Genomic DNA, 16,484 nt, shown 5'->3' with positions numbered 1-16,484 from the left:
TCAGTCTTTCTTGTCTGATTCCGCCGGGAGGGGCGGCACGGAACGGGGCTGGCGATCTTCACCGATCGCCACGAAGGTGAAGGTGGCCTGAGTCACGCGGTAGGAGCGGTCGTCATGGCGGGTCCGCCGCCAAGCTTCGACCGCGATCTTCATCGACGTACGGCCGACCGACTTGAGCGTCGCGAACACCGACACTTCATCGCCGACGACGACCGGGCGCAGGAAGGTCATGCCTTCGACCGCAATGGTCACGGCGCGGCCATGGCTGTGCCGCGCCGCCACGGAACCAGCGGCGGAGTCCATCAGGCTCATCAGCCAGCCGCCGAAAATATCCCCATAGGGATTGGTATCAGCGGGCATCGCGATGACGCGGACCGCCGGGCTTGCCTCCGGCGGCTGTTCGTCGATGAAAGCCATCAGGCGAGCATGCCGAGCGGGTTTTCGACCAATTCGCGGAAGACCTGCATCAGGCGCGCGCCGTCCGCGCCGTCAATGGCACGATGGTCGAAGCTGCCGGTGGCGGACATGACGGTCGCGATCTGGAGCGAGTCATCCACGACGAAGGGCCGCTTTTCGCCCGCGCCGATGGCCATGATCATGGCCTGGGGCGGATTGATGACGGCTTCGAACTGCTTGATGCCGAACATGCCCATGTTGGAAAGGGACGCGGTGCCCCCCTGATATTCCTCAGGCTTAAGCTTGCCGTCCTTGGCGCGGGCGGCGAGGTCCTTCATCTCGGTGGAGATGGCGGCGACGCCCTTGCTGTCCGCACCGGCGACGATCGGGGTGATGAGGCCCCCGGGGATCGAGACGGCGACGGCGATATCGGCGCGCTTGAATTGCAGCATCTGATCGCCCGCGAACTGCACATTGCATGCGGGCACCTGGATGAGGGCAACGCCGAGCGCCTTGATCAGCAGGTCGTTGACCGACAGCTTGACGTTGCGGCTGGCGAGGCCGGCGTTGAGTTCTCCGCGCAGTTTCAGCAGCTTGTCGAGCTGCACATCGACGGTGAGGTAGATGTGCGGCACCTGCTGCTTGGATTCGGTGAGGCGGCGCGCGATCGTCTTGCGCATCCCGCTGAGCTTGATGACTTCATGCGGGATGCCGAAGTCCTGTGCGGCGTGGACCGCGGCCGGCGCGGGTGCGGCAGCGGGAGCCTGGGTTGCAGCGGCGGCGGGCGCGGCGGCTGTGGGAGCGGCGCCCTCCAGGTCTGCCTTGACGACGCGGCCGTTGGGGCCGGAACCGGTGACGCTGGCGAGGTCGACGCCCTTGGCCTGCGCGAGGCGGCGCGCGAGCGGGCTGGCCTTCACGCGATCGTCGGATTTTGCGGCCGGCGCATCGGCTTTGGGGGCCGGCGCTTCAGCCTTCGCGGGGACGGGGTCCGCCTTGGGCGTTGCGGCAGGCTTCGGTGCGGGCGCTCCGCCACCTGCGGCCGCCTCGGCAAGGTCCTCGCCCTCTTCGGCGATGATGGCGATGACCGTGCCGACCTTGACGCCTTCAGAGCCTTCGGCGACCAGGATCTTCGCGATCTTGCCCTCATCCACGGCCTCGAACTCCATCGTCGCCTTGTCGGTTTCGATCTCCGCGAGCAGGTCGCCAGAGGAGACCGTGTCACCTTCCTTCACCAGCCATTTCGCCAGCGTCCCTTCTTCCATCGTGGGGGACAAAGCAGGCATCTGAATGTTCTTGCTCATGCGTGAAGGCCTCTCTTCTTTTCCCGAGCGGGCGGGCAGCGTTGACAGCCGTTTTCACCCTTTGGACCGGAGGGTCAAGGCCGCGGCTTGCGCCCGGGTCGATAATCAGCCACATTTCACCAGACTGGTTCACAATTCACCAAATCGGTTCAAGGATGCAGGGCAAGAGCCGGTTCGCCCGCCAATGCGACAAGGGATGCGACAGCCATGCGCACTTATCTGGTTGTAGTGGACGAATCGCCCGAGGCGGAAACGGCGCTCCGTTTCGCGGCGCGGCGTGCCGCCAAGACGTCGGGGTCGATCCGCATCCTTGCCCTCGTTCCGCCTGCGGAGTTCGTCCAGTGGGGCGGTGTCCAGGCGACCATGGAGGATGAAGCCCGGCAACGCGCGGAGGCGCTGGTGACCAACGCCGCGGGCACGCTGACAGAAGAGTCAGGCATTCGACCCAGCATCACGGTGCGGCAGGGGGACCCGGTCGCCCTCGTTCGCGAGACGCTAGACGAAATGCCCGATGTGGCTGCGCTGGTGCTGGGCGCGGCTGCCAGCGGCCATCCGGGCGCGCTGGTTTCGCACTTTGCGGGGGCCGATGCGGGCAAGCTTCCCTGCCCTATCATGGTCATTCCGGGCGGGCTCAGTGTCGAGGCTATTGATCGGCTAAGTTAGCGGTGAAGACAAAGAAGCGCCCTTCGACAAGCTCAGGGCGAAGGGAGGTGGGGCGCGAGAGGTACAGCCCCCCCCTATCGCCCGTGTCGCCCCCGCTTTGAGCCAATGTGGCGGATGTTGGCGGGACGGCCGCGTTTGGCGCCGGGGCGCATCCGATCCTTTTTGAAGCTCGGCCGTTGCGGGGGCGCATCGGGGAGTTCGAAGCGCAAGCTGCCGTTGATCGGGTCGGCTTCGGCCAGACGCAGTTGGAGGTGCTGACCGACCGTGTAGCGGTCGCCGCTCTGCACCCCTTCGAGCGCGCGGCCCGCCTCATCGAAGAAGAAGCGTTCATCGCCCATGGTGGAGACAGGAACGAGGCCGTCGCCGCCGAGCCCTTCCACCGTGGCAAAAAACCCGAAATTCTGGACGCCGGTGATCCGCGCATTGACCAACTCGCCCACATGCGCGGCGAGATAGGCAGCGACATAGCGATCGATCGTCTCCCGCTCCGCTTCCATGGCGCGACGTTCATGCTGGCTGATCATTTCGCCGACGCGGCCCATATTCTCATAGTCATCGCCGCTGAGCGATGTGCGGTCGGGCAGGACGCCGCCCTTGGGCGCGGGCAGTTCAAGGCCATAGGCGCCGACAAGCGCGCGGTGAACGAGAAGGTCGGCATAGCGGCGGATGGGCGAGGTGAAGTGGGCGTAGGAGCCAAGCGCCAGGCCGAAATGCCCCATATTTTGCGGCGCGTAATAAGCCTGTGTCTGGCTGCGCAGGATCTGCTCCATGATCTGCGGCTTTTCCTCCGCCTCGCCGATGCGATCGATCAGGCGGTTGAAAGTTGAGGGTTTGATCACCTGCCCCAGCGCAAATTCGATGTCGAAGGTCGCGAGATAGTCCTTGAGAGCGACCAGCTTTTCGCGGCTTGGCGGCTCGTGGACGCGATACATGACGGGCGCCTTCTTCGCCTCCAGCGCCTTGGCGGCGGCGACGTTCGCGGCGATCATATAATCCTCGATCAGCATGTGCGCGTCCAGGCGCTCGCGGACAGCGACGCTGACGATCTTGCCATTGTCGTCCAGGACGACGCGGCGTTCGGGCAGGTCGAGCGCCAGAGGGTCACGCTTGTCGCGGGCTTTGCGGAGAAGTTTCCAGCAGGCCCAAAGGGGTTTCAGGGCGGATTCGAGAAGGTCGGCTGCGGGGCTTTCCCCCACCCCAACTCCTCCCCTGAAGGAGAGGGGCTTTTCTCCGTCGATAGCAGCTTGGGCGTCTTCATAGGCGAGGACGGCGGCGACGCGGATGATTGCTCGGGTGAAGCGCCAGGATGTGACCTTGCCTGAGGCATCGACCACGAGATGGCAGGCCATGGCCGCGCGGTCCTGCCCTGCGCGCAGGGAGCACATATCGGACGAAAGCTGGTGCGGCAGCATCGGGACGACGAGGTCTGGGAAATAGACGCTGTTGCCGCGCTTGCGGGCTTCCTTGTCGAGCGCACTGCCGGGGCGGACATAATAGCTGACGTCGGCGATGGCGACGATGGCGCGATAGCCGCCGGGATTGGCGGGGTCCTCGTCCGGCGCGGCCCATACAGCATCGTCATGATCCCGCGCATCGACGGGGTCGATCGCCACGATGGGCAGGTGGCGCAGATCCTCGCGCTTGTCCTCATGCAGGGCGATTTTCGCGGCTGCCAACGCCTCATCCTCCACCTTTTCGGGGAAGACGTGCGGTATGCCGTGCTTGTGTATCGCGATCAGGCTGAAGCTGCGCGGGGCGAAGGGATCACCCAATATGTCGGTGATGCGGGCGCTGATCCGAGGAGGCCGGCCCACAGGCTCAGCCAGCACGAGGTCGCCAGGATTGGCGTTGCCCGCGTCGCTGATCGGTGTGTCCTTGCGAATGCGCTTATCGACGGGCCGCAGCCAGAGCTTGCCCCCCTCGCCCGCTTCCACCACGCCGAGCAGTTCTTCGCTCGCCTTGGCGAGCTTCTTCATCGGGTGCGCTACCCAGCCGCGCCCCGCCTCTTCCGTCCTGGCGAGGATGCGATCGCCGATCGTCAGCGCGCCCCTTTTGCCGCGTTCGACTACGCGCAGGCGTGGCGCGGGCTGGCCTTCAGCCTCCCACCGCTCGGGCGTGGCGATCAGGGTCGTGTCATCGACATCCACGATCCGCAGCACGGTGACCTTCGGCACGCCGCCCATCTTGTGGAACGCACGGGCCGCGCCGAGATCGATCAGCCCCTCATCCGCCATGTCCTTCAGCAGCGCCTTCAGCGCGATCTTTTCCTGCCCCTTGAGGCCGAACGCCCTGGCGATCTCCCGCTTGCCTGCGGGCTGATCGGAGGAGGTGATGAAGTCCATCACCTGATCGCGGGTGGGAAAGCCGGCGGGCCGGACCTTATCGGATTTTTTCTGCTTTTGGGTCGATACCATGGGTTAGCTATAGGCACCGCTCCGCCGCCACACCAGATGCGAAGGCGCAAGATTTGGCTTCGTCCACCTACTCCGCCAATTTTCGCGCCCGGTCGCGCCAAGCCTCGGCCAGCACCGGCATGCCCGCGAGCGCTCGCACAGCGTCGGGTTCTGCCTTGTGCCCGCCGCCGATCAACAGCCTGAAGACGCGCGCGATCGGCCATTGGGGCAGAGGACGGTCGAGCAGGTCCATGCGGCCTTGCGGCTCCGCCTCCCCTTCCCGCAGCACGCGGAAATAGAGGCCCGAGCGGCCAGTCTTGACGATCGTCGCCAGCACATCGCGCGCGCCGAAGCGGTGGTCGAGTTTCCAGCAGGGCTGACGACCGTGGCTGACTTCGACAATCGCGCTGCCGAGGGAAAAGCGATCGCCGAGGCAAATCTGCTCCTCGGTCATGCCGTGGGACGCGACATTCTCCCCGAAAGCACCCGGCGCAGCCAGCAACCGATGATCCGGTTTGCGCTCGCGCCACCAGGCATAATGGTCCTGCGGGTAAAGATGGATCGCCTTGTCCCAGCCGCCATGATGGATGGGATCGGCGACCGCGTCCCCTTCCAGCCCGAGCCAGCCGATGCGAACCGTGCCGTCCACAGGGCGCTTGGCGATGGCGCTATAGTCTCCGTCCCGGAAAGGAACCGGCGTGCCAGTCAGCAATGCTTCGACGACAAGATGATCAGCCATGCGGTCCTATGGCAGGGGCGCAGGCTCTTGGCGAGTAGCTAGGGTCAGGCGCGGCTGAGTTCCGAACCCAGTTTCAGGACTTCGCTGCCATTGTCGGTCTGGACGAGATAGGCGGGGTTCCTGGCCGATCCATTGCGGCGGATCGGCGCGCCTTCAATCGTCCGTTCGACATGCCGGTCGAACCTTTCGGCGACCCGGCCACGGCCAACGCCCTGGCCCCAGTTCCACTTCACCCGCATTCCTTTGCGGAAACTGTCGGTCATTCCATCCTCTCCTGCCGCAGCGGCATTGCGGACTTTCCACATGATTGCAGTGACAAAAATCCCCGTCCCGCATGCGGTTCCCTTGGGTTTTTCGTTCGCCTGGGTTAAGGGGCGGCGGATGGATGTCACTGGCCTTCGCGTCGCGCTCTTCAGCGGCAATTACAATTATGTGCGCGACGGCGCCAACCAGGCGCTCAACCGTTTCGTGGGTTATCTGCTGAGTCAGGGCGCGGCCGTGCGCGTCTATTCGCCGACCATCGCGACGCCCGCTTTCGAGCCGACCGGCGACCTTGTCAGCGCGCCATCCTTCGCGGTTCCGGGGCGTCGGGAATATCGCGTCCCCTATCGCATGTCGGGCGCCGTTCGTCGCGACCTCAAGCGATTTCGCCCCAACCTCGTCCATGTCTCAAGCCCCGATCCACTGGGGCACAGGGCGGTGAGCTGGGCACGGAGCGGTGGATTGCCTGCGGTCGCGTCGGTTCATACGCGTTTCGAAACCTATCCGCGCTATTATGGACTGGCCTTTCTGGAGCCCGTCATCGAATCCCTGCTGCGCCGCTTCTATCGCCGGTGCGACGCGATCGTCGCCCCGTCCGAATCGATGGCGCAGCTGCTGCGCGAACAGCGGATGAGCTATGATGTCGGCATCTGGACGCGCGGGATCGACCGGCGGATTTTCAATCCGGGCCAGCGCGACCTGGCGTGGCGGCGGTCGCTGGGCATAGAGGATGATGAGGCGGTGATCGGCTTCATCGGCCGATTGGTGATGGAAAAGGGGCTGGACGTCTTTTCCGACACGATCGACCAGCTGGCGCTGCGGCATGTGCGGCACAAGGTAATGATCGTGGGCGAAGGACCCGCGCGCGAATGGTTCCAGAATCGCTTGCCCAACGCGATCTTCACCGGCTTTCAGAAGGGCGCGGACCTGGGTCGTGCCGTCGCCAGCATGGATATGCTGTTCAACCCGTCCATCACCGAAACTTTCGGCAATGTGACGTTGGAGGCGATGGCCTGCGCGCTACCCACCGTTGCCGCCCGGGCCACTGGCAGCGAAAGCCTGGTGACCGAAGGCGTGACGGGACGCCTGATCCGCCCCGGAGCAATCGGCGCCTTTGCCGATGCGCTCGCGGCCTATTGCACCAATCCGCAGGCGCGCGCCGATGCAGGAGCAGCCGCCAGGGCGGAGGCGGAGCGTTATGGCTGGGACCAAGTGAACCAGGCGCTGGTCGATACCTATATCCGCGTCATCCGCCAGCGGTCGCAAGGCGCTTTGTTGCGCTCCAGCCCGGTTCCTTAACAGCCGCGCTTTCCCTATATCGGGTCGATGGCTGACCTTTTCGCTTCCGACGCAGAAACAACCGGGGAGCCAGCGGAGAATGCCCCGCTGGCCGATCGGCTGCGCCCCCGCACCCTGTCCGATGTTGTGGGCCAGGACCACCTGACCGGGCCGGAAGGCGCGATCGGGCGAATGGTGGCGGCGGGGCGGCTTTCCTCCATCATCTTGTGGGGACCGCCGGGCACGGGCAAGACGACCATCGCCCGCCTGCTGGCCGATGCGGTGGACATGCGCTTCGAACCGATCTCGGCCGTTTTTTCAGGCGTGGCCGACCTGAAGAAGGTCTTCGCCGCAGCCAAGGATCATGCCCGGCGCGGCGAAAAGACGCTGCTGTTCGTGGATGAGATCCATCGGTTCAATCGCGCGCAGCAGGACAGTTTCCTGCCCTTTGTAGAGGATGGAACGGTCACGCTGGTCGGGGCGACGACGGAAAATCCGAGCTTTGAACTGAACGCGGCGCTGCTGTCCCGCGCGCAGGTGTTGATCCTGCACCGGCTGGACGCTGCGGCGCTGGAACTGCTGCTGGACCGGGCGGAAGCGCTGACCGGGCGGCCGTTACCGCTGACGGCGGCGGCGCGGGACGCCTTGCTGGCGAGCGCAGACGGCGACGGGCGTTTCCTGCTGAACCAGGTCGAAACGCTCTATTCGATCGATATTGGCGAGCCGCTGGATGCGGCGGGCCTTTCCGCCCTGCTCCACCGGCGGATGGCGGTCTATGACAAGGATCGGGAGGGACATTACAACCTCATCTCCGCGCTGCACAAATCGCTGCGCGGGTCCGATCCGCAGGCAGCGCTCTACTATCTGGCGCGAATACTTACGGCGGGGGAGCAGCCGCTCTATGTGCTGCGGCGGCTGGTTCGCTTCGCCAGCGAGGATATCGGCCTCGCCGACCCGCAGGCGCTGGTGCAATGCCTCGCGGCCAAGGATGCCTATGACTTTCTCGGCAGCCCGGAGGGTGAGCTGGCGATCGTTCAGGCATGCCTTTATTGCGCCACTGCCCCTAAATCCAATGCCGCTTATGGGGCGATGAAGACGGCCTGGAAGTCGGCGCGCGACACCGGATCATTGATGCCGCCCAAGAATATCCTGAACGCGCCCACGCGGCTCATGAAGGCGATCGGCTATGGCAAGGGCTATCAATATGATCATGATAGCGCGGAGGGCTTTTCAGGGGACAATTACTGGCCTGAGGAGATGGACCCGCAGACCTATTACGCGCCCACCGATCGCGGCTTTGAGGCGCGGGTAGCCGAACGCATGGCTTATTGGGACCGCCTGCGTGCAGAGCGCCACGAGAGCTGAGAGAGGGTAGCTGCGTCCATGACCCCGCGCTTCGCTCGCTATGCGGCGATCGATTGGTCGGGCGCGAAGGGCGTGCGGCACAAGGGGATCGCGGTTGCCCTGTGCGAGCGTGGGGACGCCGTGCCGCGGCTTATCCACCCGCCCGAAGGCGGCTTCTGGTCCAGATCAGCCGTCGGCGAATGGCTGGTCGCGGCTGCGGTGGAAGCGCCCACATTGTTTGGGTTCGATTTCAGCTTCGCCCCGCCCTTCGTTGCACGGCAAGCCTATCTGCCAGGTGACGAAGTGCCCGTGACCGGGCCAGACTTCTGGGCCTATGTCGATCACATATGCGACGATCCCGACCTTGGGGCGGCCAGCTTGCTCCACGTCACGCATCGGCGGCACTTCTACTTCGGCAAGGCTGATGGGATGAAGGCCGATTATATGCACAATCGGGTGTGCGAAGCGCATTATAATGCGGGCGGCGGCGGCAAACCGTCCACCGTCTATGACGCCATCGGCGCAGCACAGGTGGCGAAGGCGAGCTTCGCGGGGATGCGGCTGCTCCATCATGTGCGCCGCCATGTGCCCGTCTGGCCCTTTGATCCGCCGCCGCGATTTGGCTCGCTGGTCGTCGAAATCTATACCAGCATCGCCGCAAGGGCGGCCGGACGTCCCAAGGGGCGGACGAAGATGCGCGACTTGGCCGCTCTCAATGATGCGCTCTTCGCGCTCGGCTCTGCGCCGTATAAGGGATTGCCGCCCGACGATCATGGAGCCGATGCGATCGTCACCGCGGCCTGGCTTCGCAATGTCGCTCCCCGGCCGAGCCTGTGGACGCCGAGGCCGCTCAATCGACATATTGCCGCAACGGAGGGCTGGACGTTCGGCGTCATCTGATAGTAAGGCGCTTCACCGTCCAAACGGACATGCCGGATTAGCACAGTGGTAGTGCAGCGGTTTTGTAAACCGAAGGTCGCGGGTTCGAATCCTGCATCCGGCACCAGCCTTCCTAAATAGCCTGCGCCACCTTAAGGCTAAGATCATGTCGATGATCTGGCAGAGGCTGCGGGCGTGGGCGAAAGGCATGAACGCCGACATCCTCGCCCTCTGGATAGCGGCGCGCGATAGCCGGACCCCGGCTGTTGCGAAGCTGATCGCAGCCATCGTCGCGGCCTATGCACTTAGTCCGATCGATCTGATCCCGGACTTTATCCCTGTGATCGGCTATCTTGACGATCTTCTGATCGTACCGCTTGGCATAGTCCTGGCCGTTCGGCTCATTCCCCCGCCGTTGATGGAGGAGTATCGGGCGGAGGCTCAGCGCCGGTCGGCGCGTCCGTCCAGCCGTGCAGGCGCCGCGTTTGTGGTCTTGCTGTGGCTGGCTGCTGCAGCGGCGATGTGGCTGTGGTTTGAGCCTAAGACGTAAACGGTGCCCCAATGCAAAATGGGGGCCGGCATTTCTGCCGGTCCCCACTTCCGTCGTGTCTCAGGATCCGCTTCCCGTTCAGGATGCGATCATCGGACTCGGCGCGCGATGCTTTACCTGAAAGGCTCTGCATCGTGTTGGCTCCAGTCATCCGGCATTTTCAGCCATATCCCGCAGCCTGCCTTCAATTCCAATGCCCGACGTTCGCTTTCGCGCGTGCATGGCATCGTCATTTGAAGACCATCCCGCTTTTGTTCGATCCTTTCGGCTCCAACATCCGCTTGATGACCGAAACGTCCGTCAAATCATTGATTTCTCTTTGATTTGAAGATCCGGATTTCTCCGTTTCGTCGTTCGTTTCGATGAATTGATGGTCTCACCAAAAGCGAGTCGCTCAAAGCGGAATCTTACTCGTTGAAGACAGCATGCATCTAAAGCTGTGGATAATTGTGGATATTTTTTTGCTGCTGCCTGAGAGCCGCAAAAGTCCCTTTTTTCAGCGCCCCTTCCAAACGCCGGGACGCTTTTCCACGAAAGCAGCCATCCCTTCGACCCGATCCTCAGTGGCGGTCAGCAGTTGGAACAGGCGGCGTTCGTTCAGGAGGCCCTGAGCCAGACCGGTTTCGAAGGCGAGGTTCACCATCTCCTTGTTCACCATCGTCGCCATGGGAGGCATGGCAGCGATCGCGGCCGCAGTCTTGAGCGCATCGTCCACCAGCTCGGCCGCAGGAACCACGCGCGAGACGAGGCCCGAGCGTTCCGCTTCTTCAGCACCCATCATGCGGCCCGTCAGGCACATTTCCATCGCCTTCGCCTTGCCCACTGCCTTGGTCAGGCGCTGCGACCCACCCATGCCGGGCGCGACACCCAGCTTGATTTCGGGCTGCCCGAATTTGGCGGTGTCGGCGGCGATGATGAAGTCCGCCATCATCGCCAGTTCACAGCCGCCCCCGAGCGCAAAGCCTGCCACGGCCGCGATCCATGGTTTGCGGGTTGCGACCACATCACGCTGCCAGCCGGAGAAGAAGTCCTCCAGGAAGAAGTCCGCTGCTTCCTTGGTCGCCATCTCCTTGATGTCGGCACCCGCGGCGAAAGCCTTTTCGCTGCCCGTCAGCACAAGACAGAGTTGCGAGGGATCGGCATCATAGGCGGCGAAGGCCGCACTCAAATCCGCCAGCACCTGTGTATTCAGCGCGTTCAGCGCTTGCGGCCGGTTGAGCGTGACCAACGTTACCGCATCGCGCTGTTCGACCAGGATCGTTTCAAAGCTCATCGTCAATCTCCCCAATATCTTGCGACCGCATGTGCGGTGGGAGCGCAGCCTTCCCGGCCGCTCACCGCCCCATATGCATGAAGTCGCGATCATAGCTGCGCAGATGGGCGCCGCCGTCGACATAAAGCGTCTGCCCTGTAACAGCGCTCGCCTGCGCGAGATAGAGGGCGGCTTCGGCGATCTGTTCCGCCAGCGGCAAGCGGCCCAGCGGCATCGCGGATTGCAGCTTTTCCATCTGCTCCTCGTCGTAATCGGGCGTCGCGATGGTGAGGCCGGGCGCTACCGCGTTGACACGGATATGGGGCGCAAGGCTGGAGGCGGATAGCCGGGTCAGCCCCGCCAACGCTGCCTTGGAAAGCGTATAGGCCAGCTGGTCAGCATGGGGGTGATCGATTCGCTGGTCCAGGATGTTGATGATGCAGCGATCCGCAACGCCCGCTGGGATCGTCGCGAACGACTTTGTAAGGAGTGCGGGCGCTGCGCAATTGACGGCATAATGGCGCATCAGATCATCGGCCGTGACGTTGTCCAGCCGATCCTGGCCGAAGATAGCGGCGCTGTTCACCAATATGTCGGGCGGGCGGCCAAATCGCTCCGCCACCTTGGCGACCAATTCTTCCGCGCTTTCCGGGTCGGCAAAATCGGCAGTGAAGCCGTCCCACTCGGTCCCGCTTTCATCGAGGGCGAGGGCAAGTGCGGAGTCGAGACGCGTATCGTGACTGCCGTGGATCGCGAGGGAATAACCGGCGCGTGCGAAGCCCGCCGCGATCACGCCGCCAAGCCGCCTGTGTCCGCCCGTCACGAGCGCAAGCCGCTTGTTCGCCAGCGGCAGAGATCCTTCCGTCCGCCCGCGTGCTCCGCCCAGAGGACGGTAAGCAGGTGCTTCCTCCTCACTCACGAGTCGATGAGCTTCAGCACTTCCTCGCGACTTTTTTCATCATCGCGGAACACGCCGAGCATCCGGCTGGTCTTCATGAGAACATTGGGCGTTCGCACGCCGCGTCCTGTCATGCAGCCATGGGTGGCTTCGATGACGACGGCGACACCCTGCGGCTTCAGATTTTCCCAGATGCAGTTGGCGACTTCGGCGGTCAGCCTCTCCTGCACCTGCAGCCGGTTGGCGAAGGCATGCAGCACGCGGGCCAGCTTCGATATGCCGACCACATATTTGCCCGGCAGATAGGCGATGTGACCCCGGCCAATGATCGGCGCCATGTGATGTTCGCAATGCGATTGGAACGGTATGTCCTTCAAAAGCACGATATCGTCATAGCCGCCGACTTCATGGAAGATTCGAGACAGGTGATAGGCCGGGTCGGCATTATAGCCGCGACAATATTCGCGCCAGGCGCGCGCGACACGTTCGGGCGTTTCCAGCAGACCTTCGCGTTCCGGATTGTCACCCGACCAGCGGATCAACGTCCGGATGGCCTCTGACACATTTGCGGGCACGGCTTCCTTGATAGCTTCGCCTACAGCCTCGGCATCGGGATCATAGTCCATGGCAGGCACTACTCCTGTCTGTTTTTGTTCAGCGCGCATATGGCGGCTCTACAAGCGGAACGCCAGTCTCCTTTGCTCATGTTATGGACAGAATTCCGGATGGCTGGCAGATCATCGACAACAATAAGAAATCGGTTCGCTATCCATGATCTTTCCGTTGCCTTTTTCGCCTCAGCCGCGCGCACTCTGACGCATGCGGACCGAGCAGATCGCCGCCGTGCTGTTGGCCGCAGGCATGTCTTCGCGCTTTGGCGAGGAAGACAAGCTGATGGCCGACCTGCGCGGCAAACCCGTGATCGCCCACACGCTGGAAGCCGTCGCCTCACTCGCCTTTGCGGAACTGGTCGCGGTGGCGCGGCCGATCGGTCAGGCGCCGGACATTCACCGTAGGCTGGAGCGGCGCGGCTACAGCATAGTGGTCAATGATCATCCCGAAGAAGGGCTGGCGAGCAGCATCGTCCGGGCGGTGGAGCATGTCATGCCGATCAAGCGGTGCCGGGGCATCCTCATCTGCCTTGGCGACATGCCTTATGTGCCGCAGTCGCATTATAACCGCATATGCCTGGCGGCGGAGGATGTGCGGTCGGTGGTGGCGAGCACGGATGGCTTCTCCTCCTCCCCACCTGCCTTCGTCGGACGTAAGCATTTTCCGGAGCTGCTGACGCTGCGTGGAGACCAAGGCGCGCGGGCGCTGCTGAGCCGGGGCGTGCAGATAGAGGCGATGGGAAGCGCCCTACTGGATATCGATACGCCGGATGATCTGCCCGAAGCTTGAGCTATCAGCTTGACCGGGTGGGATCGGTCATGGGGTCGTCCATTTCGCGTACATCCGGCATGCGGCCGATCGGAAGCGAGCCCGTTTGCCGCTCCAGCATACGGTGAACTACCGGCGGATTCGGTCCGCTATGCAAGGCTGCGAGGGCGTCTGAATTAGCGGTGTCGGCCATGGTGCGGCGGCTGTTATGGCGAACATAATCTAGCCATGTCGAAACATGATAGCGCTCGATCCACAATTCCGGGTCAGCGAGATCGCGCAGCAGCGACCAGCCATGCGCGCCGTCGCGCCGCCGGATGCGCCGCCTCTCGCTCATCGCCGCGAGGAACGGGACGATCGAGCCAGCGGGGATGCGATATTCGATCGTGACGACCACCGGGCCACTGCGGGGTTCGATCGGCACGGCGGTCTGCGGTTCCTGCCAGCGGTTCAGCAGGTCGAGATTTTCATCGCCGGTCTGAGACAATGGACGGAACAAGCCGATCATCGCGGCTGCAAGCTGCACCCCAGCGGCAACGTGAAGTGAGGTGACGACGCCGAGATGTTCGGCCAGCCAGCCGAACAGCCATGCGCCCAGCGCCATGCCGCCGAACGCCGTCATCTGATAAAGGGCGACCGCGCGCGCGAGGACCCATCGAGGGGCGGACATCTGGACCGACACGTTGAAGGTCGAAAGCGCGATGACCCAACCTGCGCCGCATAGCAGGAAGCCCGCTATCGCCACGGCAAGCCACCCAGTGGAGGCGGCGATCGCGGTGCCTGCAGCCAACGCCAGGGCGGCGGAGCGGACAATGGGTTCGATCGCGAAGCGCCGGCGGAGCCTGCCGGAGGACAGTGCGCCCAACACCGCCCCGATCCCGAACGCGCCGCTGAGCAGGCCGAAGGTGAGCGCGCCGCCGCCCAATATGTCGCGGGCGATAAGAGGCATGAGGGCGGAGACCGCGCTCGCACCGATGCCGAAGGCCGCGCTGCGGAGCAGGACCAGCTGGATCTTGGGCGACATGGCGACGTAGCGCACCCCTGCCCGCATCGCGACGCCAAGCCGCTCGCGGGGCAGAAGTTGGGGGGGCCGGTCCGGTTTCCAGCGGAGCAGAACCAGAGAAAGGCCGATATAGCTCAGCGCATTGGTCAGGAAGGCGGCGGCGGCGCCTGCGGCTGCGACGATGACGCCGCCGAGGGCCGGGCCGACGCTGCGGGCGAGGTTGAAGCCCATGCTGTTGAGCGCGACGGCGCTGGGCAATTGAGAGCGCGGGACCATGTCGCCGACGGACGCTTGCCAGGCTGGGCCGTTGATGGCGGTGGCGCAGCCGACGAGGAAGGTGAAGGCAAGGAGCGACCAGGGCGTCAGCAGTCCTGCCCAGGCGAACAGGGCGAGAAGCGCGGACACCATCAGCATGAAGATTTGACAGCCGAGCATGACCAGCCGCCGATCGAGATTGTCGGCGACCGCGCCCGCCCAGAGCGAGAGCAGCATGATCGGGAGGGTCGTGGAGGCAGGGACCAGCGCGACCAGTTGGGGTGAACCGGATAGCGACGTCATCATCCAGGCCGCGCCGACGGACTGGATCAGGCCGCCGAAATTGGACGCGAGGCTGGCGAACCATACCGCGCGGAAAATGGGGATGGCGAAAGGCGATGGCGCTGGAGGGGAATCAGCCTCTGACACTGATGATGCTTGAACCCGAATTGGACTGGAGCGTCAAACCCGGCGGAGGGGCAATGGCTCCGAGAGAGCGGAATTGATGAAGGAAATAGCGAGAAGAACGCGTTTTCGGAAAGGCTTGCACTTTACGTAAACGTAAATACATTTGCTGCGCCAGCGGAGAGGAATGACTAAGCGATGGAAGCCTTTATCTACGACGCCGTACGGACGCCGCGCGGCCGGGGCAAGCCTGACGGGTCGCTGCACGAGATTACGCCGGTCCAGCTGGCGACACAGGTGCTGGAGGCGGTGCGGGACCGGAGCGACATCGACACGGCGGACATTGATGACGTAATCCTCGGCTGCGTTACCCCGATCGGCGAACAAGGCGGAGACATTGCGCGAGCCGCCGTGCTGAACGCGGACTATGCCCAGACGGTGCCGGGCGTGCAGATCAACCGTTTCTGCGCGTCGGGACTGGAAGCGGTGAACATGGCCGCGGCGAAAGTCTATTCAGGCGAAGCGGGTCTCGCGATCGGCGGCGGGGTCGAGTCGATGAGCCGGGTGCCCATGTCATCGGACGGCGGCGCGATCGCGATGGACCCGGCCGTCGCCTACAAGACCTATTTCGCGCCTCAAGGCATAGGCGCGGACGTCATTGCGACCAAATTCGGGATCAGCCGCGACGATGCGGACGCCTATGCAGTGGAAAGCCAGCGGCGGGCGAAGAAGGCATGGGACGAAGGGCGGTTTTCCAAGTCGATCCTGCCGGTCAGGGACATTATCGGCCAGGTAATGCTGGACCATGACGAGCATATGCGACCCGATGCGACGATGCAGTCGCTCGCCGCCCTAAAGCCCAGCTTTGCGGCGTTGGGCGAGGAAATGCCGGGCTTCGATACGGTCGCGCTGCTGAAATATCCCGAGTTGGAGCGGATCAACCATGTCCATCATGCCGGGAACAGTTCCGGCATCGTCGATGGCGCCGCGGTGGTGCTGGTCGGCAACAAGGAGATGGGCGAGAAATATGGGATGAAGCCCCGCGCCCGCATCAAGGCGATGGCGTCGATCGGATCGGAACCGCTGATCATGCTGACCGGGCCGGAATTCGTCGCGGGCAAGTTGCTCAACCGAGCGGGCATGAGCAGCCATGACATCGACCTGTGGGAACTGAACGAAGCCTTTGCCAGCGTGGTGCTGCGCTACATGCAGGCGATGGACCTGGACCATGACAAGATCAATGTGAATGGCGGCGCGATTGCGATGGGCCATCCGCTGGGCGCGACGGGCGCGATGGTGCTGGGGACGGCGCTGGATGAACTGGAACGGTCCGGCAAGGGCACGGCGCTGGTGAACCTGTGCGTGGGTGCGGGCATGGGGACCGGGATTATTATCGAGCGGGTTTGAGCAGGGATTTGGCCGTTCGTCCTGAGTAGCCATTGAGCGAAGTCGAAATGGCGTATCGAAGGAATGATGCTTCGATACGG

General features: G+C 63.8%; 16 protein-coding genes and 1 tRNA gene. 8 read left to right on the top strand and 9 right to left on the bottom strand.

Annotation, left to right across the window (positions count from 1 at the left end; all coding sequences use genetic code 11):
- Together EP837_RS12795 and EP837_RS12790 are read right to left on the bottom strand one after the other, a co-directional pair.
- Window positions 1-417: an acyl-CoA thioesterase gene (locus EP837_RS12795; RefSeq protein WP_066528205.1), complete on the bottom strand. Its 417-nt coding sequence runs from the start codon at window positions 415-417 to the stop codon at window positions 1-3.
- Window positions 417-1,697, bottom strand: a complete 1,281-nt coding sequence (locus EP837_RS12790; protein WP_066528204.1) for a pyruvate dehydrogenase complex dihydrolipoamide acetyltransferase — start codon at window positions 1,695-1,697, stop codon at window positions 417-419. The genes EP837_RS12795 and EP837_RS12790 overlap by 1 nt, the downstream gene beginning before the upstream one ends.
- A 207-nt stretch (window positions 1,698-1,904) precedes the next feature.
- Here EP837_RS12790 and EP837_RS12785 point away from each other — a divergent pair, with 207 nt between their 5' ends.
- On the top strand, window positions 1,905-2,360 hold the full coding sequence (locus tag EP837_RS12785; RefSeq protein ID WP_066528202.1) for a universal stress protein: 456 nt from the start codon (window positions 1,905-1,907) through the stop codon (window positions 2,358-2,360).
- Between the two features lie 74 nt (window positions 2,361-2,434).
- Here EP837_RS12785 and rnr read toward each other — a convergent pair whose 3' ends face one another.
- The 3 genes from rnr to EP837_RS12770 all read right to left on the bottom strand — a co-directional run bounded on the left by rnr (window position 2,435) and on the right by EP837_RS12770 (window position 5,755).
- The gene (rnr, locus tag EP837_RS12780) at window positions 2,435-4,774 is read right to left on the bottom strand and encodes a ribonuclease R (protein ID WP_066528199.1); all 2,340 of its coding nucleotides are present in this window, start codon (window positions 4,772-4,774) and stop codon (window positions 2,435-2,437) included.
- Between the two features lie 67 nt (window positions 4,775-4,841).
- Complete coding sequence (locus tag EP837_RS12775; RefSeq protein ID WP_066528187.1) at window positions 4,842-5,492, bottom strand: MOSC domain-containing protein; 651 nt, start codon at window positions 5,490-5,492, stop codon at window positions 4,842-4,844.
- 44 nt (window positions 5,493-5,536) lie between these two features.
- Window positions 5,537-5,755 carry a DUF2945 domain-containing protein gene (locus tag EP837_RS12770; protein ID WP_066529436.1) on the bottom strand — a complete coding sequence of 73 codons (219 nt, stop codon included), beginning with the start codon at window positions 5,753-5,755 and terminating at the stop codon, window positions 5,537-5,539.
- A 118-nt stretch (window positions 5,756-5,873) separates the two neighbouring features.
- Here EP837_RS12770 and EP837_RS12765 point away from each other — a divergent pair, with 118 nt between their 5' ends.
- The 5 genes from EP837_RS12765 (at window position 5,874) to EP837_RS12745 (ending at window position 9,804) form a co-directional block, all read left to right on the top strand.
- The gene (locus EP837_RS12765) at window positions 5,874-7,052 is read left to right on the top strand and encodes a glycosyltransferase family 4 protein (protein ID WP_066529433.1); all 1,179 of its coding nucleotides are present in this window, start codon (window positions 5,874-5,876) and stop codon (window positions 7,050-7,052) included.
- A 27-nt stretch (window positions 7,053-7,079) separates the two neighbouring features.
- Window positions 7,080-8,396: a replication-associated recombination protein A gene (locus tag EP837_RS12760; RefSeq protein WP_066528179.1), complete on the top strand. Its 1,317-nt coding sequence runs from the start codon at window positions 7,080-7,082 to the stop codon at window positions 8,394-8,396.
- 18 nt (window positions 8,397-8,414) lie between these two features.
- Window positions 8,415-9,275, top strand: a complete 861-nt coding sequence (locus EP837_RS12755) for a hypothetical protein (protein WP_066528177.1) — start codon at window positions 8,415-8,417, stop codon at window positions 9,273-9,275.
- A gap of 31 nt (window positions 9,276-9,306) precedes the next feature.
- Window positions 9,307-9,381 (top strand) — tRNA-Thr (locus EP837_RS12750).
- A gap of 45 nt (window positions 9,382-9,426) precedes the next feature.
- Complete coding sequence (locus tag EP837_RS12745) at window positions 9,427-9,804, top strand: YkvA family protein (protein ID WP_066529430.1); 378 nt, start codon at window positions 9,427-9,429, stop codon at window positions 9,802-9,804.
- A gap of 496 nt (window positions 9,805-10,300) precedes the next feature.
- On the opposite strand, the gene EP837_RS12735 is transcribed toward EP837_RS12745, so the two are convergent.
- The 3 genes from EP837_RS12735 to folE form a co-directional block, all read right to left on the bottom strand.
- The gene (locus tag EP837_RS12735) at window positions 10,301-11,077 is read right to left on the bottom strand and encodes an enoyl-CoA hydratase-related protein (protein ID WP_066528172.1); all 777 of its coding nucleotides are present in this window, start codon (window positions 11,075-11,077) and stop codon (window positions 10,301-10,303) included.
- A gap of 61 nt (window positions 11,078-11,138) precedes the next feature.
- Window positions 11,139-11,975 carry an SDR family oxidoreductase gene (locus tag EP837_RS12730; RefSeq protein WP_066528161.1) on the bottom strand — a complete coding sequence of 279 codons (837 nt, stop codon included), beginning with the start codon at window positions 11,973-11,975 and terminating at the stop codon, window positions 11,139-11,141.
- Window positions 11,972-12,580 (bottom strand): GTP cyclohydrolase I FolE, encoded by a 609-nt coding sequence (gene folE, locus EP837_RS12725; RefSeq protein WP_066529427.1) that lies wholly within the window; start codon window positions 12,578-12,580, stop codon window positions 11,972-11,974. Before folE ends, EP837_RS12730 begins: the two co-directional genes overlap by 4 nt.
- Window positions 12,581-12,773: 193 nt before the next feature.
- Between folE and EP837_RS12720 the strand changes: the two genes are divergently transcribed.
- Window positions 12,774-13,355 carry a nucleotidyltransferase family protein gene (locus EP837_RS12720; RefSeq protein ID WP_066528158.1) on the top strand — a complete coding sequence of 194 codons (582 nt, stop codon included), beginning with the start codon at window positions 12,774-12,776 and terminating at the stop codon, window positions 13,353-13,355.
- Between the two features lie 4 nt (window positions 13,356-13,359).
- Here the strand turns inward: EP837_RS12720 and EP837_RS12715 are convergent, their stop codons facing one another.
- Window positions 13,360-15,021, bottom strand: a complete 1,662-nt coding sequence (locus tag EP837_RS12715; protein WP_066528156.1) for an MFS transporter — start codon at window positions 15,019-15,021, stop codon at window positions 13,360-13,362.
- 174 nt (window positions 15,022-15,195) lie between these two features.
- On the opposite strand from EP837_RS12715, the gene EP837_RS12710 reads away from it, so the two are divergent.
- Window positions 15,196-16,404 carry an acetyl-CoA C-acetyltransferase gene (locus tag EP837_RS12710; protein WP_066528153.1) on the top strand — a complete coding sequence of 403 codons (1,209 nt, stop codon included), beginning with the start codon at window positions 15,196-15,198 and terminating at the stop codon, window positions 16,402-16,404.
- Window positions 16,405-16,484: the final 80 nt, after the last annotated feature.

It is taken from the genome of Sphingobium sp. EP60837, assembly GCF_001658005.1.
GTDB lineage: Bacteria > Pseudomonadota > Alphaproteobacteria > Sphingomonadales > Sphingomonadaceae > Sphingobium > Sphingobium tyrosinilyticum.
Note: the sequence above shows the minus strand (reverse complement) of the source record. Positions and strands in the feature narration are given on the sequence as shown.